Source organism: Anaeromassilibacillus sp. SJQ-1 (assembly GCF_046693725.1).
Classification (GTDB): domain Bacteria; phylum Bacillota; class Clostridia; order Oscillospirales; family Acutalibacteraceae; genus Anaeromassilibacillus.
Window position 1 is genome coordinate 82476 of the sequence record NZ_JBKEIV010000034.1, and the last position, 20770, is coordinate 103245.

The window sequence follows — 20770 nt, forward strand, 5'->3', positions numbered from 1 at the left end:
TATTGCATGAAACGATCAAACCATAGATGCAGGATATGTGCGTGGTTGATGCTTTTAATGCTGGGGGTACTGGTTGGATGCGATCTAGCAGAACAACCTCAAAAAGAATCTATACATCCTCCTGTAGCAGAAGAGCAAGAGGGGGAGCTCTCTTGGGAGACAGCGCAGCATACTCCATTTGGAAAATATCCGGAGCCAGTGGCCTGCACAGTTGGACGAAAAAGGAATGGCTATACTTTGGAACAGGCGGTCCGTGAAGATGTATGGACTTACCAGCGTTTTTTAGCAGACTTTTTGAACATCCAGTTTACCAACGCATTTGACGTTCGTAACGAGGAGGATTTTCAACAAAAGGTCTCTATGGCCATTGTAAGCGGCGAAATACCGGATATTATGACGGTCAACGAACAACAACTTTTGCGATTGTATGAAACCGGACAGATCGCAGATTTAACAGAGGCTTATGAGGATTGTGCCAGCGATCCTATCAAGGAGATTTATGCGTCTTATGGCGGCAAGTGTTTGGAAGCAGCCACATTTGATGGGCGATTAATGGCTCTACCCACGACAGAAATGTCGCACGGCCCTGGGATTTTGTGGTTGCGTAAGGATTGGATGGAAAAACTTGGTTTGGCAGCTCCAGTGACAATGGAAGATATTGAAGAGATCCTTCGACGCTTTGTTGAAGAAGATCCTGGTGGAAATGGAGCCGGCAAAACCGTAGGGCTTTTATGTAGTCCGGAAATTGCTGGAGATTCCGGCGGATTGTATATGTTAAATAGTGTTTTTACTCTTTATGGAGCTTTTCCAAAACAATGGATCGAGCGAACCGATGGCAGTGTGGTCTACGGTTCTATTCAGCCAGAGATGAAAGATGCCTTGGAAGAAGTGACCAAATTGTACCAGGAAGGTCTTTTGGACCAGCAGTTTCTCTTACGTACAGAGGAAGACTGTCAAGAACTGTTGACAAATGGAATCTGTGGTGCATTCTTTGGCAATTATTGGAGTAGTGAAATCCTTCCCGATTCCTTATTGAAAAATCCACAGGCGGATTGGACACCCTATATCGTCCCGAAAAATACGGAAGGGGAGGTGACGATGTTTGAAGGGAATCCAAACAGTAGTTATATCGTCGTGCGCAAAGGGTATTCTCATCCAGAAATAGCAGTTAAGATGGCAAGCGTTCAGTTTGACTATGTACAGGATAAGGAGCCGGAATTCACTGAACAGCTCAATAAAGATGGGATGCTGTTGAATATGCATATTGGCTATGACGATTCCTTTATTCGCTCCGGAGCTGTATTAGAAAAAGCGCTCAAAGGAGAAATACGTGAAGATGAGATGAGCGCTGGGCAAAAGGCAACTTTGCGGAAGGCTACTGCCTATCTTCAAGCCGTCCAAGAGGGGAATGTTCCCTCTCCAGAAGATTGGGAAACTTATAAATCCCGCGTGGAGGCGTATCAACTTCTCTTAGAAACCCCACTTGTAACGATCAGCCCCGTATTTGTCCGTCAGACAGACAGTATACAGAAAAACCTGCCAGAGCTAGAGGAACTGGAACAGCAGACAATGTTGCGGATTGTTACAGGGGAAAGGCCGCTGGATACCTTCGATATATTTGTAGAAGAATGGCTGTCATCTGGCGGCGAGCAGATCACAGAGGAGGTCAACCGATATAAAACACAAAATGAATAAGTTGTTTTTCCCTAGGAGCATACCATCGATTGGTATGCTCCTACTTTCTTGTTTATCATAACACGAAAGACTTTATAAAAAAAGCGCGACATATAAAATGCATGAAAATCTAATATATATTGGATTTTTTTTATATTTACTGGTGAACTCCTTCAATTTATAATAAAATCACCGAATAACAGATGAATTCGTTGAACAAAAAGCGATAACGAATTCGAAAGGTAAGGCCACCGGGCTTATGAAAAAATGGAATTTGAAAGAGAAGGAGGGTAGCTTCTGGGTGGGCTTACTGAGAAAACATGTGATAAGGAGGGGTTAAAAATGTCAAAAATGAGTAAAAAGATAATCGCCCTGTTGTTGGCTGTTATGATGGCATCTTCCACTTGTTCCGTTGGAATGGCTGCACAGGAGCAGGTAGAGGGGATTCGGGACAACCGTTTCCACTTCCACAGAAGAGGTTGTCACAGTAACATTTGATTCCCAAGGAGGTTCTGAACTGACGCCGGTTCAGACAACCGTTGGAGAAACGGTTCTTCTTCCGGAGAATCCATCAAAACCCGGTTATGCGTTTCGAGGGTGGTATACAAAACCCAACGGGGAGGGGAGTCTCTTCTATATTGACACGCCGGTCACTGAGAATCTTACCGTCTATGCAAACTGGGTGGAAATCCCGACCGATGGAATTGACGAACAACCTTCGGATAATTTTTATGAGATCTTTGTACGTGCCTTCTGCGATTCCGATGGCGACGGGATCGGCGATTTCAATGGTCTTGCCAGCAAGATGGATTATTTGCAGGATTTGGGGATCACCGGTATTTGGTTGATGCCAGTTACGGAGTCCGGCAGTTACCACGGCTATGATACAGTCGATTATTATAGTGTGGAACAGGACTATGGCACGATGGAAGACTTTGAGAACATGTTGGATGTAGCACATGAGCATGGAATCAAAGTTATTATGGACTTGGTAGTCAACCACTGTGGGCGAAATAATCCGTGGTTTATTGATGCAATCAGCAATCCGGAGACGAGTCCATATCGAGACTACTTTAAGATTGAAAAGAGCACAGACTACGATGAGGACAAGGACAATAATGCGACGGATGATGCCCATTCCGGGAACAAACGCGTCTGGCAAAAGTCCGATTTAGCCCCTGGTTACCGTTATCTAGGGATCTTTGGCGGTGGTGTGCCGGATCTGAATTACGACAACCCAGCTGTACATGAAGAAATGATCCAGGCTGGCCAGTTCTGGCTGGAAAAGGGCGTGGATGGATTCCGATTGGATGCCGCCCGCCATATCTATGGCGACTATCTCGACACAATGTATACTCCGGCGATTGCAGACAAGAATGCAGCCTGGTGGAAAGAATTCCGCGCAGGAATGGAAGAAGTCAATCCGGATGTTTTCCTAGTGGGAGAAGTCTGGGAAGAGAATACGGACCGCATGGTTCCATTTGTACAAGAAGGTGCTCTGCAAAATACTTTTGATTTCAGTTTAGCGAGCGAGCTGTTAGAGGCCGCGCAAAACGAAGAAAACGGCGACTTGGTGGCTGAGCTTTGCGAGGTGTTTGATAAGTTTGGTTTTGCCTCCAATGGGGAGTTCGAGGATTGTACCTTCCTGACCAACCATGACCAGAACCGCACCATGAGCGTGATGGAAGGCAATAAAGACCATGCTAAGACAGCGGCTTCTCTGTACTTGACATTGCCAGGAAACACCTTTATTTACTATGGCGAAGAAGTTGGCTTGGAGGGCATGAAACCCGGCCAGAATATATGTGAGCCTATGCCGTGGTATGAGAGCAATGAAGGAGAAGGTTTGACGGATTGGCTCAATGGGGAAAACAAGTACAGCTTGGGTGGAGAAACCTCTGTAGAAGCGCAGGTCGATCAACCTGACTCCATGCTGAACCACTATAAAGAACTGTTGAGTTGGCGCAATGAGATTCGTGCTTTAAAGGATGGCGACGTGGCGGAATATAAGACCGGCAACGACGGAGTGGCCGCCTACATCCGCATGACGCAGGACGATAGTGTTTTGGTAGCTACCAATTTAACCGGAGAAACCGTGACAGTTACGGTGAACCCCGACGAGGTATTTGGCTCGTTTAGCCATCTCTTGAAGAAGTTCCGTGTGGATACAGTGTCAGAGCTAAAAGATGGCCAGCTGACAATCGCACCATACAGCACGGTGGTCCTTTCCGGAGACGTGAAGCCCGGTCAGTATAGCGTGGTATATAGCAACAATGTGACATTGTCTGTTGACGGCGAAGAACAAAAACTTGCGGATCTGGTTGGCAGGTATACGGCAGACGTTGAGGATCGGGATGTTTCACTGGAATTCAAGCCACTTGTAAAGGGCAAAGAGATCGCTGGCGTCCAAGTCGATGGCGAGGACATGACCTTCGATGACAGTGCAGTTTATACTTATGAATTGAATCCAAGTGAAAAAATGCATTCGATTTTTGCTTTTAACGTAGTGGATAAGCGCATCCTTCGGACAACCCTAGAGATCGCACAGAAGGCATTGAAAGAAGCAGATAAAGATGCAATCGTGCCGGCAGTCCTGGAAGCGCTCGAGAAGGCCATTGCACAAGCGCAGGAAATCGATCAGAATTTAACCGTCACACAGACACAAATCGACCAAGCGTGGAGTGAATTGCTGGATGCTTTGCACTGCATTGATTTTGTCAAGGGAGATAAAAAGTACCTCGAAGAATTGGTGAAGATTGCAGAACGGATTGATCTCAACGAGTTTACTTCCGCCTATAATAAGGAATTCCGTATTGCCCTCACAGATGCACAGGATGTTTTAGAAGATGAAAACGCTATGGAGGACGAGATCGTAGAAGTAGCGGATGCTTTGGAACAGGCGATGCTCGCTTTGGTGCGCAGAGCAGATATTTCTGAATTGGAAACGGTCATCGCTACGGCAAAAGGCCTGAATCTGGATGATTTTATTGAAGAGGGAAAGGCAGAACTGGCCCAGGCATTGAAATCTGCACAAGACGTGGCAAAGGACCGGGATGCAACCCAAGAAGCAGTAGATCAAGCGGCTACTGCGTTGGTTGAAGCTTTATCCGCTATGCGCAAAGTGGCCAATAAGGACGCTCTTCGTGCATTGATTACTTCTATGGAAAATATCGACTTAAACCGCTTTACCGCACAAAGCGTGGCGGCGTTCCGCAGCGTACTCGAAGCTGCAAAAGCGATGGTAAATGACCCGGATTTGAGCGAGGACGACCAGGCTGCAGTGGATGCGATGGGAGAAGAACTACAGAATGCATACGATCGCTTGGAAAAAAAGGACACGACGGTTCATCATGGTTCCCATTCCAGTGGTTCCAATTCAAAAGACCGGTATGAGAATCCAGCAACCGCTACAGCGGTGGCAATTCCCTCCACGATACAGGGTACAACCACATCGACTGTACGTTCGGTTGTTTCTGATACCACTCTACCATTCTCATTGAAGCGTGGCAGTGCCTATTGCTTCAAGATGACGGTGACCAATGGCAGCACGGCTGTACCTTCCTTTACGGTAGGCGATGGAACGGTATTTCAGACACAGTTCGTGGCCAAAGTAGGAAATGACTACTATTTCCGTATTTGGTCAGTCGGGGCTCCTGGACAAAGCGCAGGAATCTATACACAGATGCCCGGTGAAATGCCGCAGCGCCATTGCGTGGTGACGGTTGCCTGACATATGGCTATAAAGTAAAAGTTTGTACTTAGCTGTAATGGAAATTTTATAGGTTTACCATCCGATTTCTTTCTCCTGTCCTAAGTTCATAGGATACACAGACACATCGTTACTGCTATTGGAAAAACGAATCCCTACAGCGGAGAGATACTCATCGACCGCTGTAGGGATTTCAGGTATTTTAATGACAGAATTTTTAATAAGTCAATCAAAACAGCGCAGTCTAGAGGGCCGCGCTGTTTTTGGTCTATAAACCCGAACGAGGGCCTCATCCAGATCAATCCTGCGAAAGACTTGCGAGCTTCTTCAGGCAGTTTTGACAGATGTTGTGTCCGCGATAGGTGGTAATGTTGACGAGACTGTTACAGAAAATACATGCTGGCTGATATTTCCGCAGAATGATGTCAGAATCCTCAACAAAAATCTCCAAAGGGTCCTTTTCTTGAATATTTAAAGTACTGCGCAGTTCTTTTGGCAGCACAATTCGCCCAAGCTCGTCAACTTTACGGACAATTCCTGTCGATTTCAAAATAGAAAGTCCTCCTTTATGGATGATTTTGGAAGTTTTGTCACTTCCTGTAAAGATGGTAACATTTTTTACCATTTTTGTCAATCTATTCAAGGCAAAAAATATACTATACGTTATTAAATTCGAATACAGATTGGAATAGAACGCGATGGGTTGGAGGGGAAAGAATGCTGAACAAAGTATGGGCAGCTATGATTGCAGTGAGTGTCTTATGTGCTTGTGCAACAGGTCGCATGCAACAATTGTCAGAAGCTGTGCTAGCGGGAGCGGGAAATGCCGTACAGTTGATCTTGGGCATGATGGGTATGATGTGTGCCTGGACGGGCCTGATGAAGATTGCAGATGCAGGTGGCCTCACTGCTATCCTATCCCATGTATTGGGCCCCGTGCTTCGGCGGCTGTTTCCAGCGTATCCGCCGGAAAGCCCAGCGGCGAAGGCAATCTGTATGAACATTACAGCGAATCTCTTGGGGCTGGGAAACGCCGCAACACCCATGGGATTGGCCGCTATGAAGGAGATGGCAGCGCAAAACCACGGTTCCAAGGTGGCGAATAATTCGATGGTGATGTTTGTGGTTTTGAATACGGCGTCGCTGCAACTAATCCCGACTTTTATGGGGACATTACGGGCGCAGTATGGTTCCACGACGCCATTTGATATTCTACCGGCAGTTTGGGTGGTTTCCGCTATTGCGTTGGCTGCAGGCCTTTTGGCGGCAAAACTGATGGAGGGTTTTTCCATTGGATAAATTGGGAATTTATGTAGTGCCAATGGCCGTTTTGTTGATGGTTTTGTTTGGGGTGATACGTCGCGTACCCGTATTCGATACTTTTGTAGAAGGCGCAACAGAAGGTTTGCACTCCTGTTTTTCGATTCTCCCGACACTGGTGGGACTGATCATGGCGGTTACGATGTTGAGCGCCTCAGGAGCGTTGGATCTCTTCTCCTCGTTTTTAGCTCCTGTGGCAAAATTCTTGGGCATTCCAGCAAATGTATTGCCTCTAGCGCTGATTAAACCGATTTCGGGAAGTGGTGCTACGGCCCTTCTGACCCAGATCTTTGGGGAAAGTGGTCCAGATAGCTTTGCCGGGCGAGTTGCATCCGTGATGGCTGGCTCCACGGAGACAACTTTCTATTGTATTGCGGTCTACTACGGAGCCGCTCAGATCCAGAAGACGAGACACACCATACCGGCTGCATTGGTTGCTGATTTAACGGCCTTTCTGGTCGCTGGATTGGTTGTGCGTGCGTTCTTTGGGACGTAATAGGGGGAAAAGAGGATGCAGGAAAAACAAAACTCTATCCGCGTATTATTGGCAGGAAATCCAAATTGTGGAAAAACAACACTCTTTAACCGTTTAACCGGAGATAACCAATATGTAGGAAATTGGCCCGGTGTTACGGTCGAGAAAAGGACGGGGCAATGTCTGACCGGAGATCGTCTTTTGATGATCACGGATTTACCTGGCGTTTATTCCTTATATCCCTATTCGCCAGAGGAGGCAATTGCGGACCGTTTTTTGCATGAAAAAGAAGCAGAAGTGGTCGTCGATGTAGTAGATGCTACCAATCCAGAACGAAATCTGTACCTAACGATGCAGCTTTTGGAACGAAAGCTGCCTGTGATTGTTGCACTTAATATGATGGATGAATTGCAGAAACATGGGGACAGGGTGGATTGTGGGATATTGGAAAAAGTTCTGGGGGTTCCTGTAGTCCCCATTTCAGCAGCGACAGGCTTGGGAATGGACAGCCTTCTTTCAGAAATACTCCGCTATGCAGATCAACCTCAAGCGCAAACCGCATGCCCCTATATATTGCCGTCGCCGGACATGCCCGACTATGATGTGCTTTTGGCCAAAAAACGTTATGATGCTGCTGAAAGTGCCGTGAAACAGGGATTTTGGCAGGCACCGCGGCCGGAAAAAAGTTTAAGTGACCGAATTGATGCCCTTGCGACACACCGACTTTTGGCAATTCCATTGTTCTTTCTTCTGCTCACCCTGATTTTCGTACTAACATTTGGAAGTGTTGGTTCTTTTTTGTCCAACGGACTTTCCAAAGGCTTTGATGTCTGTTCTGCTTGGATGGAACGGATGCTTCTATCAGCGGGCGCATCGGATTGGGTACGCAGTCTCGTAATGGATGGAATCTTTTCCGGCTTGAGCGCAGTAGCAACGTTTTTGCCGCAGATTATCCTGCTCTTTTTTTTGCTATCTCTTTTGGAGGATAGTGGTTATATGACGCGGGCGGCATTCATTATGGATGCGCCGATGCGAAAGCTTGGATTGTCTGGAAAAGCTTTTGTACCACTTTTGATGGGGTTCGGATGTACGGTTCCAGCAGTGATGGGAACCCGGATCTTGGAACAACAAAAGGACCGGCGTCTTACCATTTTGACCTTACCTTTTATGTCGTGTAGTGCCAAAATGCCGGTTTATGCACTATTCATCGCTGCTTTTTTCGCAGACTATGGCCCGTGGGCAATTTTGGCAATTTATCTGCTGGGGGTTGTCCTGGGAGCATTGTCAGCATTGTTTTTCAAATCGACGGTTTTACGTGGAGAATATGCGCCTTTTGTAATGGAGTTACCCCCTTACCGATTGCCAACTTGGAAAAGCCTTCGCATTCATGTCTGGGAACGGGTAAAAGACTTTTTTTTGCGAGCAGGAACCATTTTGCTCTGTGCGACCATCCTTGTTTGGTTCCTACGTTCATTTTCCCCTCAGTTTCAATTCGTGACCGATCAATCGCAGAGCATCTTGGCTGTGATCGGAAAAACGATTGCACCGGCTTTCCAGCTCTGTGGATTCGCGGATTGGCGGGCTTGCGTTTCTTTGTTGACAGGGCTGGTAGCCAAAGAGAGTGTCGTCAGCACCATGGGGATACTTTATGGTGGAGAGATGGAACTCTCTTGTGCATTAGCAGCGGCCTTTACGCCTCTTTCTGCATGTTCTTTTTTGCTGTTTGTATTGCTTTATACGCCGTGTGTTGCTGCGCTATCCGCAATTTACCGGGAGATGAAAAGCATCCGATGGACAGCGGTATGCGTCATTTGGCAGTTATGTGTGGCCTGGTACACGTCTGCCTTGTTTTATCAGACAGCCTCCCTCTTGACAAAGTTTTTCTGTACATAAGTATATTAGGATAACAGCCCTGCGGATTTATTCCGCAGGGCTGTTTGGAATTGTTCCATTTCATATCGACGGCGCTCCGTTCGAAAAATTTTTCCGAGTACGTAGAACATAGAACAGTGCGCACAATCCTAAAAGAAGTAAAACGCCTTCACAGATCCAGACATTGCTGTATTGAGCCAGAATGACCGCGACTAAGTTAAACACTGTGTGGGAGAGAACGGCGAGCAACCAATAACTTCCAGCATGCCCACGGTTGACGCCTTGGAAAATTAAAACGGTAGCGAAAATATGGAAGAGGACCGCCGAAACGCGCTCCACAATTCCCAGATAAATACTGGTTGTGGATACTGCAGCCAAGGCTGTGGTGACTTGCTGCAACAAATCTGGGGAATCAGCAAAAGCCGCCTCCATGGAGCCATTTTGAAGCATGACACAGTAGAGCAGGTTGCCAACAGAACTCATTCCTACCAGCAGGATGACCTCACACAGGCCGTGGCCTAAGCCGAAAGAAAACGCATCCCGATAGCTGCGCTGTTCTTTACAAAAGCATTTGACCCCGATGAGGCGGGCCGATTCTTCGAACAATCCAGCTGTGGAGCTAAGTAGTACAAGATATAGGATCATCTGCTGCTGTGCGAAAGAAAGAAACCAACTCTGCGTGGAAAGCACATTGAGGATTGGAACGCGGAGTAAAATCTGTGAGACAAAAAAGGCCAACATACCGATCAGCAGAGGGCGTGGGGCTATTTTTTGCTTTGCCACCAAAACGATCATAAGTATGATGGGAAAGAGAAGGGTGAAGAAGGAAGAGATACCAAAGGCAATTATAGTTTCAACAGGAATCATATGAGCTCATCTCCTTTAGACCCTTATTGTAGCACAGGTCTTTTCAAAAACATAGAGGAGCCCCCTTTGAAAGTAAAAAATTTTTTCATAGCTTTCTTGGCCGACAGAAGTTTCCCGTATGAATAAAGATGGACGTAAGCGCTCTTTAACAGAGGGAAAAGTTGTGAACTTTTGCAAAAGGATATAAGGAAGGCCTTGCGTTTTTGCGTAGAATAAGCTATAATATCTCAAGTCAGGGACAATCCCTGGAGAAGCAAGGCAGGAATGCGTGTAACAGGATATGCAGGCGGGCGGGCTCTGTGCGACGGAGCGCCGTGAACCATGTCAGGCGGGGAACCGAGCAGCATTAAGCGGAAGGGCCCGTGCGATGCAGGTGGTCTGTTCGTCTGCATATCCCGTTACACGATACCGTCGCAAGGCGGCTGTCCTTGCTTTCCGTTTGTTTACGGACTGTCTTGAGATGCGGGAGAATAATTGTGTTTTTCAAGAGAATGCGAGTATTCCATGGAAGAAAGCAGATGAACAGAAATACAATTATTTGAAAGGAAACTCCCATTCGCGATCATTCAGAGGGAGGTGCGCATATGTATAAGGTTTTGTACCGAAAGTGGCGGCCCCAGGTTTTTGCAGATGTGGTGGGACAGCCGCAGGTCACCATAACGCTCAAAAATGAGTTGATGGCAGGCCGAATTGCACATGCGTATCTGTTTACTGGGTCGCGTGGAACAGGAAAGACCACCTGCGCAAAAATACTAGCAAAAGCAGTCAACTGCCTTGATCTGCACGACGGCGACCCGTGTGGGAACTGTGAGATATGCCGCGGAATCGAAAGTGGTTCTGTGATGGATATTGTGGAGATCGATGCGGCCAGTAACAACGGTGTGGACAATATCCGTATGCTGCGAGAAGAGGCCAATTTTACTCCTGCCGCAGCCAAATATCGCGTTTATATCATCGACGAAGTGCACATGCTTTCTACGGGTGCATTTAATGCGCTTTTAAAGACGTTGGAGGAACCGCCAGAGCATGTTATCTTCATTTTAGCAACTACGGAAGTACACAAGCTCCCTGCGACCATCTTGTCCCGGTGCCAGCGGTTTGACTTCCGGCGCATTCCCCCACAGGAAATTGCTGGACGTTTGACCTATGTAGCGGAGCAGGAAAACGCGGTTTTGGAAGAACAAGCGGGACTCTTGCTTGCCCGTTTAGCGGATGGCGCTTTGCGGGATGCGCTTTCGCTCTTAGATCAATGTCTGGGACGAAGCAAACAGGTCACCTTGGAGGTCGTTCAGGAGACGGTGGGGCTGGTTGGCAGAGATCACCTCTTTGCACTGTCTGAGGCTGTGCGTGGACACGACTCTTCTTCCGCCTTGGAGACGATTGACCGACTGTACAACGCGTCCAAGGATATGGCCCGCCTTTGTGAGGAGCTTTCTGCGCACTACCGCGGGTTAATGCTGATTAAAACGATGAAGGATGCGCGGGGAATTCTTGCCGTGCCGGATGACGAATTTGCTCGGATGACAAAGCAGGCGCTTTCAACTCCTCTCCCGGAGATTTTGCACAGTTTGGACACCTTACAGGGTGCGTTGGACAAGATGTATCGTGGCGGTGACCGCCGTGTCGAAATGGAAATGGCTTTGATTAAGCTGTGTTCCCCAGAGTTGGATGATTCGAATGCAGCGTTGGTTCGGCGCATTGAAGCACTAGAACGCGGAATTCATCGGCCGGGTGTTTCAGCCCTAAAGCAGGCAATACCGGTTGCGGAGGAACCGACCGAGCCAGTCCTGAAAGAAACTTCCGAGGAAAGTTCTTTGCAGGAAGTGGTTTCGGAACAGGTTGCGCAAGCTTCTATCGCTCCACCGGAGATTTCCCAAACCAAAAAGCCGTTGGAAGAGGGCGCAAAGCGTTTGGCAGAATGGCCGGAAATTCTGCGAATCTTAAAGGAGTATTCCGTAGCAATTTCTGCGGCGTTTACTGGGTCTTCTGCTTATGTAAATGGGGATTATGTGTTGATCGACGCCAAGGAGATGGCTTTTGAGTTGCTTCGAAAATCCGCACAGCGCGATAAGATGCGCGAAGCAATCCAACAGGTGACGGGACGGGTGTACAAGCTCGGTCCTTATCGCGCCAGAAAAGAGGAAGAGGCGGAAGTCGATCCCCTGCTGAAATTAGCTGGTGAAGCTGAAGAGGCGGGAATTCCAGTGACACGGACATAAATCGTGTAAGTAGACGGAACAAACAAAGCAGTTCTCATGAATTTGATGTTATAGAAAGCCTGCAAGGGCAAAGAATATTTTGAAAAGGAGTTTTGACTTATGAAGGCAAGATTACCACAGGGATACGGCGGGGGCGGTGCTGCAAATATTCAGCAGTTGGCTCGTCAGGCCCAGAAAATTCAGGAGGAGATGGACGCAGCCAGCGCAGAGCTGGATAAGAAGTTATATACGGCGACTTCCGGCGGAGATGCTGTTAAGGCAACGGTCACCGGCAGTTTGGAAGTGCAGTCCATCGAGATCAAACCCGAAGTGGTTGATCCAGAGGATGTAGAAATGTTGGCGGACTTGGTCCGTGCAGCGGTCAACGAAGCGCTTCGCTCTGCTTCAGAGGAAAAGGCGGAAAAGATGGAGAAGATTTCCGGCGGTTTTAACATGCCGGGACTCCTGTAAAATATGCCCTCTTATAACGTTGCACCGCTGTCGCGTCTGATCGAGCAGTTTGAGAAATTGCCCGGCATTGGACACAAAAGTGCCCAGCGGTTGGCCTATTATGTGTTAGGCTTATCCAAGGATGGGGCGGAAGCTTTTGCTAATGCCATATTGGATGCACATGAGAAAATTCACTACTGCAAAATCTGTTGTAACTTGACCGACCAAGAGTTGTGCCCCGTTTGCCGAAACGAAGCGAGGGATCGATCCATCATTTGTGTGGTGGAAGACCCCCGCGACGTAATTGCTTTGGAGCGCACGAATGAATTCAATGCCACTTACCATGTCCTACACGGGGTAATTTCCCCGCTCAGTGGGGTAGGGCCGGATCAGCTCTGTATTAAGGAACTGTTGGCTCGCGTCCATGGAGGTGGGGTGAAGGAGGTCATTATGGCTACCAATCCTACAGTGGAAGGAGAAGCGACGGCGATGTATATCTCCCGTCTTCTCAAGCCGCTCGGTGTACGAGTGACGCGTTTGGCTTATGGAATTCCGGTTGGCGGCGATTTAGAGTATGCAGATGAAGTGACCCTTTCTCGTGCAATCGAAGGGCGCAGTGAGATTTAAACCAAATAAGCAATCCCCGGTGTGAATGGAGAAATCCATCCGTACCGGGGATTTTCTTTGTTATACATTTACCAAAAGAGTGTTTTTCTTTTAAAGTATTGGCTCGGGGCTCTGTGGGGAAAATTTTGTGCCGGGCTGACTTTTGCCGAGTTCCATTGGTCTAAAGATTAGAACGGAAACAAGACGAAGGAGGGTCTTTTATGAAAGATCCATTGCGTGAAGAGATCATCGGGTATTTATTGACGAATCAGGAAAAATTTTACCGGCTTGCATTTTCCTACGTCCATAACCCGGATGCCGCGCTCGATGTTGTACAAAATGCGATTGTTAAAGCTTTGGAACATTACAACTCCATTCGAAACATCAAATACATAAAGACTTGGTTTTATAGGGTGCTGGTCAATGAGTGTTTGACCGCACTTCAAAGGGAAAAAGAGAGTGTGCTTATGAACCGGAAGATCTACAGCGCATACAGGACCAGCCGGTCGAGGAAAACCATCAGGCAATGGAGATCTATGAGCAGGTGCAAAAACTGCCTGAGGAGATGAAAACAGTGGTGATTCTCCGTTTTTATGAGGATTTCTCTTTGGCAGAGATTGCTGAAGTTACAGGGGCAAAGCTCAGTACGGTCAAATACCGTCTCTATGCTGGACTAAAAAATATTAAAGCTACTTTTGAGGAGGGATTGGCATGAACAAAGAAGATCGTATCCGTGACTCAAAGAAAATATATGATGCGACGGAAATTCCAAATGGACTTTCAGAGGTGGTTCAAAAGGCAATCCAACAGACCAATAAAAAGGGAAAGGTGATTCAGATGAAACGATATGGGAAACGAATCGCTGCTACGGCGGCATGCCTGGTGATTGGATTTATCGCAGCGCTGAATATCAGCGAACCCTTTGCCGCAGCAGTTGCCAAGGTACCAGTGGTGGGAGAACTCGTTCAGGTTGTAACGTGGAGAAGCTATGTTTATCAGGATGACGATAAAACAGTTCAGGTAGAAGTCCCACAGATCGAAGGACAAGAGAATAACAGCGCGGTAACCGATGTCAATGCGCAGATTCAGAAGATCGTAGCAGACTATGAGAAACAAGCGGAACAAAATATTGCAGAATACAAAGAAGCATTTTTGGCGACCGGGGGCACCGAAGAAGAATTTACAGAGAAGGGAATACAAGTAGATGTACAATACAATGTGAAATATCAATCGGACACACGTTTATCTCTAGAACTTATTGCAAATGAGAACTGGTGCAATGCGTATAATGTGCAATATTTCTACAATATCGATTTGAAGAACGAAAAAACGTTGACGCTTGAAGACATTCTTGGAGAGGATTACATTTCAATAGCCAATGAAAGCATTCGTGAACAGATGCAGAAACGGATGGAAGACGATGAAAATCTTGTCTATTGGGATGGCAGCGATGGGATAGAGGGATTTACAACAGTGGATGAAAACACCAAATTCTATTTAAATGAAAAAGGCAATCCGGTTGTTGTATTCGCTCCTTATGAGATTGCCCCTGGTGCGTTTGGAGCACAGGAGTTTGAGATTATTCTATAAATAAACCTCCGATGGAAATTTCCCATCGGAGGTTTTTCCATACTTTTTCCTTTTTCTCTGACAATTATGATATACTGAATAAAAGGTGCAGAGCAAGGAGGGTTGGATATGGAACCGCTGGACCAAAACTTCTATACAGAAGTTTTTCCATTTTGGAAAGGACTAACGCTTGTGGAGCAACAAAAAATCATATCACATACAAAGCGCTATGTGTATGAAAAAGGGCACCGCATCCACAGTGGACTAAAGGAATGTACGGGTGTACTCGCAGTGAAACGAGGGCAACTGCGGGCGTACCTGATGTCCGATGAGGGAAAGGAAATCACTTTATACCGCTTGATCGACGGAGACGTTTGTTTTCTCTCAGCGTCGTGTATTTTAAAAAATATCTCCTTTGAGATTTATGTGGATACAGAATGTGAAACGGAACTGTATCTCATACAAGCTTCTGCATATGACGCCCTGGGGAAAACGAATCTGGCAGTGCAAACCTTTTTACAGGAAACGATTTCTGCGCGATTTTCGGATGTGATGTGGGTGGTTGAACAGATTGTTTTCATGAAGTTTGATCGCCGGCTCGCTATTTTTTTGCTGGAACAAGCTGCACTGGAAGGTGGGGACACGATCACACTTACGCACGAACAGATCGCACGCCATATGGGAAGTGCTCGAGAGGTCATTTCACGCATGTTGAAATATTTCCAAAGCGAAGGTTTGGTAAAGGGGTATCGTGGGGGATCCGTCTACTGGATCGGAAAAGGTTGAATATTCTGGCGAATGAATAAGGTTTAAACAGGAAGCATCTGTTTGATTTGCTCCTTGGCTTTTAAGCCAACGGATTGATCGACCACTTTGCCTTCTTGAATCACCAGAAGCGTAGGGATGCTCATTACGCCAAAAGCTGAAGCCAACTCGGGTTCTTCGTCGATATTGATCTTACAGACCTTAGCAGAGTCCTTTAACTCCTGCGCAATTTGATCGATCATGGGGGATACCATCCGGCATGGACCACACCAAGGAGCCCAGAAATCGATTAAGACCGGAAGCGAGGTGTTTAGCACCTCCTGTGCAAAAGTTTCTTTTGTCAGGTGAAGAACAGACATAAGTACGTCTCCTTTCGTGTTGTTTGATTTGTTCTTAGTATATGAAAAATGCGCTCAAAGTTCTGTGATCAAATCACCAAAGGCAAAGTCCGCTGTGTACCAGTTCTAAAGTACACAGCGGACTTTTGTAGATTCTGTATGTTGTCGCGGGAAATATATCGAACAGGGAACCAAAACGCCTACCAAACGGGCAGGACAATAGCGATCACTTGGGAAGGGCGAAATGGATTCCAACGAAATAGTAGCATTCCTTCAGCAGATCCCTATTTGTGAGGCCATGACCACCAGTGGAAATGTTTTCCCTCCGAACGCCCTTTTTTATAGGCCCTCTGCCTAGACTCCTCTGGGGTTTTGTGTGCCTGCATTTCTTCCAAATAATCTGCAAGCCAAGCTTCATCCTCCAGATCAAGCCCGTTTTCGCCAGCCAATGCCTCCACATGATGACGGAATTCATGTCGAAGTGTATCGCGCAATTCACGGCGCAACTCCAACGGGGATAAATCTCCGCATACAGGTTCAATGGAACCATAATAGATCACGATGCTTCTACCCAAGTAAGGATCTTCACAGTACTCGCCCAAAATGTAGAGGTCTTCCCCTGGGAAATCGGGGTCTTGTTTGGCTTCGGGAAGCAAGCAGACACCGCCATTGAGTTCTTGAAAAAAGGCATCCGGGAGTTCGTCCATCAATTCCGCCAGTATTTGTTCCGCTTTTTCAATGGAAACCATGTTGCGTCTTTCTCCTTTCCTGGATATTATGATTCTTTGACGATCAGCAAAGTGAAGTATCCTGCCGTATCTTCGGATTCGATCAAGGTGGGAAAGATTGTTTCCCCTGGCAACCCACAGTTTTGTACAACACGGGTGCGCTCTGCAACCCCCTTTTTGAGCAAAAGCTGTTTCACTTGCCCAAATTGCTTTCCACTTTTCATCAGCACTTTCACACCCGGGGCATCTAGCTCCGGTTCGGTACAGGGATAAGAGGCGGGGAGAATCCGCAGGGTTGATCTGCTTCGGTCAGACTTTCCCCGAGGGATGCCGCGGCCGCACAAAAGGATGGTACCCCGGCTACCATCTGATACGAAAACCCCATTGCACGAATTTGGTTCTGTATGTACATACAGGTGGAATAGATCGATGGATCGCCTAGTGTGAGAAGCGCAATATCCTGATTTTTTTTCAACTCTTCTGCAACTGTCCAGCAGCTACCCGATGGCTTTCCTGTAAGATCTCCGGATCGCGTGTCATGGGAAGGTGCAAGGAAAGGCACGGTTTACCAGCTATTTCTGGAATAGCTTGTTCGGCGATGCGATAGGATGTACTATCCCGTCCGCCGGGGGCTGCAAGGATCGGGCAACTGCAAATGAGGCGCTCTGCTTTGCGTGTAAGAAGTTCTGGATCACCTGGACCAACGCCAATGCTATATAAAACTCCCGCCATGGTTTTCATTCCTCCAATGTTGTCTAAGAATTCGGAGTTTATGATACCATGGCGGGCGAGAAATTGTAAAGGATTATTGATCCAACGCTGCACGAAGAGAAGCGGCGAAACTTCCGACGGGCTCAACACAGTCCTTCCCATATTGTGCCACCATTTTTACAATAGCGCTGCCGACGATCACACCGTCGCAATAAGCGCTCATCTTTTTGCCTGCTCCGGCCCGGAAATTCCAAATCCCACCGCATAGGGAACCCGTGCATATTGACTAATCGTACCGAAAAAGGCATCAAAATCGGTGGTAAACGTTTTGCGCGTGCCAGTGACGCCAGTGGAAGAGACACAGTATAGGAAACCTTGTGCAGAACTAGCAATTGCGGCAATGCGTTCGTGCGATGTGGGCGCTACCATACGGATAGAGTAAACGCCTGCACGGTCTGCGAAGGCCTGAATTTCATCTCTTTCTTCGAAAGGCATGTCGGGAACAATGACACCGTCGACCCCGCATTCAGCACACAGCTGAAAAAAGCGCTCTGTACCAAATCCGAAGATGCTGTTGATATAGAGCATCAACAAAAGGGGAATCTGTGTCTTTTTCCGAAGACGTTTGACCAAATGAAAGATGTCCACCAGCTTGGTTCCATTTTTTAGGGAACGGACACTGGCCTCTTGAATAACGGGTCCCTCAGCGATTGGATCGGAAAACGGAACCCCCAATTCAATGATATTAGCTCCGGCGGATTCCAATTGCAGGACCAGCTGTTCAGTAGTATCCAATCCCGCATCGCCGGCCGTTACAAATGGAATCAGCGCTTTGCGGCCCTGCTTTTTGAGTCCCTGAAATGTTGCGTCAATCCTGTTCATTGAGCTGTACCCCCCTGTATCTTGCCACTTGGTAGACATCCTTGTCGCCTCGTCCGGATAGGCAGATAATGATGCTTTGATCGTTGCGCATAGTCGGAGCAACCTTGCATGCCAATGCAACGGCATGTGCGGACTCAATCGCCGGGATAATTCCCTCCATTCGGGAGAGATATTCAAAGGCGCGGACGGCCTCCTCATCGGTGATGGCAAAGTATTCACCGCGCCCGGTTTTAGCCAGTTGGGCATGTTCCGGTCCAATACCCGGATAATCCAGACCAGCGGAGAGGGAATAGACCGGTGCAATCTGGCCTTCCTCATTTTGTAAGAAGATCGATTTCATGCCGTGAAAGATTCCCGTACGGCCTCTGGTGATGGTTGCTGCAGTACGGTCGGTGTCAACCCCTTCGCCAGCTGCCTCGGCGCCGAGTAGCCGTACCGATGTGTCCGGAATAAAGTCGTAAAACATCCCCATCGCATTGGAGCCGCCGCCCACACAGGCGCAAACAGCGTCCGGCAGCTTGCCCTCACGTTCCATTAGCTGGCGCTTGGCCTCCACACCGATGATTTTTTGAAAATCGCGCACCATTTGTGGATAGGGATGGGGGCCCATCGCAGAACCGATCAAATAATACGTGGTGTCGATATTAGTCGTCCAGTCCCGCATGGCCTCGTTAATTGCATCTTTCAGGGTCGCAGTTCCACTGTTGACCGGCGTTACCTTTGCACCAAGCAATTCCATCCGATAAACATTGAGCGACTGGCGTTCCACGTCGGTTGCTCCCATGTAGACTTCGCATTCCATGCCAAACAACGCGGCAGCGGTCGCTGTTGCAACGCCGTGTTGGCCAGCGCCGGTTTCTGCGATGATGCGTTTTTTCCCCATACGTTTTGCTAGCAAGATCTGCCCCAACACATTGTTGATTTTATGGGAACCGGTATGATTGAGGTCTTCTCGTTTGATATAAATCTTTGCCCCGCAAAGGTCCTTGGTCATTTTCTCCGCGTAGTAAAGCATGGAGGGGCGGCCGGCGTAATTCTGGTAATACCAGGAGAGCTCCCTCTGAAAATCCGGGTCATCCTTATATTTTGTATAAGCGGCTTCCAGTTCATGGACGGCATTCATCACCGTTTCGGGTACATACTGACCGCCATATTCGCCATATCTTCCGATCTTGTTCATGTTGTCCTTCCTTCCTGATTGATCCCCTGTCTGTGCTGAAGCGCCCGAAATTGCGCGACCACGGCACGGATTTTTTCCCTGTCTTTGCAGCCATCTGTTTCAATACCGCCGGAAAGATCGACGCCGGCCGGCTGAACCGCCTGTATTGCCTCGGAGAGGTTATCGATCGTCAATCCACCCGCGAGAAAAAAGGGCTTTTGCGGGTGGGCCCCTCGTATGGCATTCCAATCGGCTATCTGTCCACTTCCTCCGTAGACAGCGGGGGAAAAGCTGTCCAACAGGAGTAGATCCGCCGGGAGTTTCTCCGCACGGCGAATGCTCTCTGCATTGGTGACACGGACGGCTTTCCAAATAGGACATTTTGTCCGTTGGCGCAACGCGTGAATATAGGATGCATCCTCGTCCCCGTGGAGCTGCAATATATCCAGTCTAACACGTTCTGCAGTTTGGAGCAAGTGTTCTAAAGGAGCGTTGACAAATACACCCACCGTCTGAATCCCCGGATGGAGGGACTGGGCAAGCGTCGCGGCCTGTTCTACAGAAACCTGCCGCTTACTTTCTGCAAAGACAAAACCAATATAGTCCGGCGGAAATTCATTGATATAGCCGATGTCCTCCAGCCTGCGAATACCACAGAGCTTTAGTTTCATACGCCATCCCTCAATTCTCGAAGAGAACGTCCAATATCACCACTGCGCATCAATGTTTCTCCAATCAGAACAGCATCTGCACCGTGCTTGCGCACAATTTTCATATCGCCGTTGTTGCGTATTCCGCTCTCCGATACCAAAACACACCCATCGGGAACCTGAGAAGCCAAACGTTCCGTGACAGACAAGTTGACTTCGAAGGTCTTGAGATTGCGATTATTGATTCCAAGGAGATCGCAGCCAGCGTCCAAGGCGGAAGAGAGTTCCTCTTCGTTATGAACCTCTGTGAGGCATGCAAGCCCCAGACTGTGTGCGATTGCGGCAAATTCCTGCATGGTTTTTGTGTCCAACAGGGCGGCAATCAGCAAGATGGCATCCGCGCCCATGGCGCGGGCTTCATAGATTTGGTAGGGATCGATAAAGAAATCCTTGCGCAGGATCGGAAGGGAGACCGCCGCACGAATCGCACGCAGGTAGTCGCTCTTTCCCTGGAAATAATGCTCTTCCGTCAGTACGGACAATGCATTTGCTCCATTTTGTTCATAGGCCTTTGCAATCTCCACCGGATGAAAGTCTGCGCAGATCAGCCCCTTTGAGGGGGATGCTTTTTTTACTTCAGCGATCACAGCTAACTGGCCGCCTTTTAGAGCCGAAGCAAAATCCCGTGTTGGTTCCTGCCGTTTTTGCGCTTCCTTTTGAACGGCTTCAAGCGGCGTACGAGCCATTTCCTGCGCAAGCTGTTCCCTTCGTTTACAAACAATATCATCCAAAATCAT

Annotated in this window: 24 protein-coding genes, 1 other RNA gene and 2 pseudogenes; 15 read left to right on the top strand and 12 right to left on the bottom strand. The window is 47.9% G+C overall.

Annotation, left to right across the window (positions count from 1 at the left end; translation table 11 throughout):
• The first annotated feature begins 6 nt into the window (after window positions 1-6).
• The 4 genes and pseudogenes from ACGCCZ_RS07880 to ACGCCZ_RS07895 all read left to right on the top strand — a co-directional run bounded on the left by ACGCCZ_RS07880 (window position 7) and on the right by ACGCCZ_RS07895 (window position 5404).
• Window positions 7-1695, top strand: coding sequence for an extracellular solute-binding protein (locus ACGCCZ_RS07880; protein ID WP_411655737.1), 1689 nt, complete (start codon window positions 7-9; stop codon window positions 1693-1695).
• A 321-nt stretch (window positions 1696-2016) separates the two neighbouring features.
• The gene (locus ACGCCZ_RS07885; protein ID WP_411655738.1) at window positions 2017-2172 is read left to right on the top strand and encodes a hypothetical protein; all 156 of its coding nucleotides are present in this window, start codon (window positions 2017-2019) and stop codon (window positions 2170-2172) included.
• Between the two features lie 19 nt (window positions 2173-2191).
• Window positions 2192-2347: pseudogene (locus tag ACGCCZ_RS07890) on the top strand (InlB B-repeat-containing protein); the annotation flags it as partial.
• A gap of 9 nt (window positions 2348-2356) precedes the next feature.
• Window positions 2357-5404 carry an alpha-amylase family glycosyl hydrolase gene (locus tag ACGCCZ_RS07895; protein ID WP_411655739.1) on the top strand — a complete coding sequence of 1016 codons (3048 nt, stop codon included), beginning with the start codon at window positions 2357-2359 and terminating at the stop codon, window positions 5402-5404.
• Window positions 5405-5681: 277 nt separating this feature from the next.
• On the opposite strand, the gene ACGCCZ_RS07900 is transcribed toward ACGCCZ_RS07895, so the two are convergent.
• The gene (locus ACGCCZ_RS07900) at window positions 5682-5933 is read right to left on the bottom strand and encodes an AbrB/MazE/SpoVT family DNA-binding domain-containing protein (protein WP_054323025.1); all 252 of its coding nucleotides are present in this window, start codon (window positions 5931-5933) and stop codon (window positions 5682-5684) included.
• Between the two features lie 167 nt (window positions 5934-6100).
• On the opposite strand from ACGCCZ_RS07900, the gene ACGCCZ_RS07905 reads away from it, so the two are divergent.
• Genes ACGCCZ_RS07905 through feoB form a run of 3 tightly spaced genes read left to right on the top strand, consistent with a single transcriptional unit; the run spans window position 6101 to window position 9071 of the window.
• Complete coding sequence (locus tag ACGCCZ_RS07905) at window positions 6101-6682, top strand: nucleoside recognition domain-containing protein (protein WP_054323024.1); 582 nt, start codon at window positions 6101-6103, stop codon at window positions 6680-6682.
• Window positions 6675-7199, top strand: coding sequence for a spore maturation protein (locus ACGCCZ_RS07910; protein ID WP_411655740.1), 525 nt, complete (start codon window positions 6675-6677; stop codon window positions 7197-7199). The genes ACGCCZ_RS07905 and ACGCCZ_RS07910 overlap by 8 nt, the downstream gene beginning before the upstream one ends.
• A 15-nt stretch (window positions 7200-7214) precedes the next feature.
• Window positions 7215-9071 carry a ferrous iron transport protein B gene (gene feoB / locus ACGCCZ_RS07915; RefSeq protein ID WP_411655741.1) on the top strand — a complete coding sequence of 619 codons (1857 nt, stop codon included), beginning with the start codon at window positions 7215-7217 and terminating at the stop codon, window positions 9069-9071.
• 60 nt (window positions 9072-9131) lie between these two features.
• Here feoB and ACGCCZ_RS07920 read toward each other — a convergent pair whose 3' ends face one another.
• Entirely contained in the window at window positions 9132-9917 is a 786-nt protein-coding gene (locus ACGCCZ_RS07920; protein ID WP_054323021.1) for a YhfC family intramembrane metalloprotease, read from the bottom strand.
• Between the two features lie 288 nt (window positions 9918-10205).
• Between ACGCCZ_RS07920 and ffs the strand changes: the two genes are divergently transcribed.
• From ffs to ACGCCZ_RS07960, 8 genes and pseudogenes are all read left to right on the top strand, one after another.
• Window positions 10206-10304: signal recognition particle sRNA small type (gene ffs, locus ACGCCZ_RS07925), an RNA gene on the top strand.
• A 197-nt stretch (window positions 10305-10501) separates the two neighbouring features.
• The gene (dnaX, locus tag ACGCCZ_RS07930) at window positions 10502-12136 is read left to right on the top strand and encodes a DNA polymerase III subunit gamma/tau (protein WP_054323019.1); all 1635 of its coding nucleotides are present in this window, start codon (window positions 10502-10504) and stop codon (window positions 12134-12136) included.
• A gap of 99 nt (window positions 12137-12235) precedes the next feature.
• Window positions 12236-12586 carry a YbaB/EbfC family nucleoid-associated protein gene (locus ACGCCZ_RS07935; protein ID WP_054323018.1) on the top strand — a complete coding sequence of 117 codons (351 nt, stop codon included), beginning with the start codon at window positions 12236-12238 and terminating at the stop codon, window positions 12584-12586.
• Between the two features lie 3 nt (window positions 12587-12589).
• Window positions 12590-13192 carry a recombination mediator RecR gene (gene recR / locus ACGCCZ_RS07940; protein WP_054323017.1) on the top strand — a complete coding sequence of 201 codons (603 nt, stop codon included), beginning with the start codon at window positions 12590-12592 and terminating at the stop codon, window positions 13190-13192.
• A 200-nt stretch (window positions 13193-13392) separates the two neighbouring features.
• Window positions 13393-13566 (top strand): annotated as a pseudogene (locus ACGCCZ_RS07945) (sigma factor); the annotation flags it as partial.
• Window positions 13567-13598: 32 nt separating this feature from the next.
• Entirely contained in the window at window positions 13599-13886 is a 288-nt protein-coding gene (locus ACGCCZ_RS07950) for an RNA polymerase sigma factor (protein WP_411655742.1), read from the top strand.
• Window positions 13883-14761 (top strand): RsiV family protein, encoded by an 879-nt coding sequence (locus tag ACGCCZ_RS07955; protein ID WP_082402041.1) that lies wholly within the window; start codon window positions 13883-13885, stop codon window positions 14759-14761. The genes ACGCCZ_RS07950 and ACGCCZ_RS07955 overlap by 4 nt, the downstream gene beginning before the upstream one ends.
• A 108-nt stretch (window positions 14762-14869) precedes the next feature.
• Window positions 14870-15526 carry a Crp/Fnr family transcriptional regulator gene (locus ACGCCZ_RS07960; RefSeq protein ID WP_411655743.1) on the top strand — a complete coding sequence of 219 codons (657 nt, stop codon included), beginning with the start codon at window positions 14870-14872 and terminating at the stop codon, window positions 15524-15526.
• Window positions 15527-15549: 23 nt separating this feature from the next.
• On the opposite strand, the gene trxA is transcribed toward ACGCCZ_RS07960, so the two are convergent.
• The 10 genes from trxA to trpC form a co-directional block, all read right to left on the bottom strand.
• Window positions 15550-15864 carry a thioredoxin gene (gene trxA / locus ACGCCZ_RS07965; protein WP_054323014.1) on the bottom strand — a complete coding sequence of 105 codons (315 nt, stop codon included), beginning with the start codon at window positions 15862-15864 and terminating at the stop codon, window positions 15550-15552.
• A 263-nt stretch (window positions 15865-16127) separates the two neighbouring features.
• Entirely contained in the window at window positions 16128-16592 is a 465-nt protein-coding gene (locus tag ACGCCZ_RS07970) for a metallopeptidase family protein (protein WP_054323013.1), read from the bottom strand.
• Window positions 16593-16618: 26 nt separating this feature from the next.
• Window positions 16619-16807, bottom strand: a complete 189-nt coding sequence (locus tag ACGCCZ_RS07975; protein ID WP_411655744.1) for a hypothetical protein — start codon at window positions 16805-16807, stop codon at window positions 16619-16621.
• 11 nt (window positions 16808-16818) lie between these two features.
• Window positions 16819-17133, bottom strand: a complete 315-nt coding sequence (locus ACGCCZ_RS07980) for an SAM-dependent methyltransferase (RefSeq protein ID WP_411655745.1) — start codon at window positions 17131-17133, stop codon at window positions 16819-16821.
• Entirely contained in the window at window positions 17043-17303 is a 261-nt protein-coding gene (locus ACGCCZ_RS07985) for an SAM-dependent methyltransferase (RefSeq protein ID WP_411655746.1), read from the bottom strand. Before ACGCCZ_RS07985 ends, ACGCCZ_RS07980 begins: the two co-directional genes overlap by 91 nt.
• Before the next feature lie 73 nt (window positions 17304-17376).
• Complete coding sequence (locus tag ACGCCZ_RS07990; RefSeq protein ID WP_411655747.1) at window positions 17377-17505, bottom strand: hypothetical protein; 129 nt, start codon at window positions 17503-17505, stop codon at window positions 17377-17379.
• Window positions 17502-18164 carry a tryptophan synthase subunit alpha gene (gene trpA / locus ACGCCZ_RS07995; protein ID WP_411655748.1) on the bottom strand — a complete coding sequence of 221 codons (663 nt, stop codon included), beginning with the start codon at window positions 18162-18164 and terminating at the stop codon, window positions 17502-17504. Before trpA ends, ACGCCZ_RS07990 begins: the two co-directional genes overlap by 4 nt.
• Window positions 18151-19344, bottom strand: coding sequence for a tryptophan synthase subunit beta (gene trpB, locus ACGCCZ_RS08000; RefSeq protein WP_411655749.1), 1194 nt, complete (start codon window positions 19342-19344; stop codon window positions 18151-18153). The genes trpA and trpB overlap by 14 nt, the downstream gene beginning before the upstream one ends.
• Window positions 19341-19994, bottom strand: coding sequence for a phosphoribosylanthranilate isomerase (locus ACGCCZ_RS08005; protein ID WP_054323011.1), 654 nt, complete (start codon window positions 19992-19994; stop codon window positions 19341-19343). The genes trpB and ACGCCZ_RS08005 overlap by 4 nt, the downstream gene beginning before the upstream one ends.
• Window positions 19991-20770: an indole-3-glycerol phosphate synthase TrpC gene (trpC, locus tag ACGCCZ_RS08010; RefSeq protein ID WP_054323010.1), complete on the bottom strand. Its 780-nt coding sequence runs from the start codon at window positions 20768-20770 to the stop codon at window positions 19991-19993. Before trpC ends, ACGCCZ_RS08005 begins: the two co-directional genes overlap by 4 nt.

Coding starts and splice junctions, on each gene's coding strand:
- trpB (WP_411655749.1), bottom strand. CDS start 19,344: ATGAACAAGATCGGAAGATATGGCGAATATGGCGGTCAGTATGTACCC.
- ACGCCZ_RS07905 (WP_054323024.1), top strand. CDS start 6,101: ATGCTGAACAAAGTATGGGCAGCTATGATTGCAGTGAGTGTCTTATGT.
- ACGCCZ_RS07935 (WP_054323018.1), top strand. CDS start 12,236: ATGAAGGCAAGATTACCACAGGGATACGGCGGGGGCGGTGCTGCAAAT.
- trpA (WP_411655748.1), bottom strand. CDS start 18,164: ATGAACAGGATTGACGCAACATTTCAGGGACTCAAAAAGCAGGGCCGC.
- ACGCCZ_RS08005 (WP_054323011.1), bottom strand. CDS start 19,994: ATGAAACTAAAGCTCTGTGGTATTCGCAGGCTGGAGGACATCGGCTAT.
- trxA (WP_054323014.1), bottom strand. CDS start 15,864: ATGTCTGTTCTTCACCTGACAAAAGAAACTTTTGCACAGGAGGTGCTA.
- ACGCCZ_RS07885 (WP_411655738.1), top strand. CDS start 2,017: ATGTCAAAAATGAGTAAAAAGATAATCGCCCTGTTGTTGGCTGTTATG.
- ACGCCZ_RS07990 (WP_411655747.1), bottom strand. CDS start 17,505: ATGAGCGCTTATTGCGACGGTGTGATCGTCGGCAGCGCTATTGTAAAA.
- ACGCCZ_RS07955 (WP_082402041.1), top strand. CDS start 13,883: ATGAACAAAGAAGATCGTATCCGTGACTCAAAGAAAATATATGATGCG.
- feoB (WP_411655741.1), top strand. CDS start 7,215: ATGCAGGAAAAACAAAACTCTATCCGCGTATTATTGGCAGGAAATCCA.
- ACGCCZ_RS07970 (WP_054323013.1), bottom strand. CDS start 16,592: ATGGTTTCCATTGAAAAAGCGGAACAAATACTGGCGGAATTGATGGAC.
- ACGCCZ_RS07920 (WP_054323021.1), bottom strand. CDS start 9,917: ATGATTCCTGTTGAAACTATAATTGCCTTTGGTATCTCTTCCTTCTTC.
- recR (WP_054323017.1), top strand. CDS start 12,590: ATGCCCTCTTATAACGTTGCACCGCTGTCGCGTCTGATCGAGCAGTTT.
- ACGCCZ_RS07985 (WP_411655746.1), bottom strand. CDS start 17,303: ATGGCGGGAGTTTTATATAGCATTGGCGTTGGTCCAGGTGATCCAGAA.
- ACGCCZ_RS07880 (WP_411655737.1), top strand. CDS start 7: ATGAAACGATCAAACCATAGATGCAGGATATGTGCGTGGTTGATGCTT.
- trpC (WP_054323010.1), bottom strand. CDS start 20,770: ATGATTTTGGATGATATTGTTTGTAAACGAAGGGAACAGCTTGCGCAG.
- ACGCCZ_RS07960 (WP_411655743.1), top strand. CDS start 14,870: ATGGAACCGCTGGACCAAAACTTCTATACAGAAGTTTTTCCATTTTGG.
- dnaX (WP_054323019.1), top strand. CDS start 10,502: ATGTATAAGGTTTTGTACCGAAAGTGGCGGCCCCAGGTTTTTGCAGAT.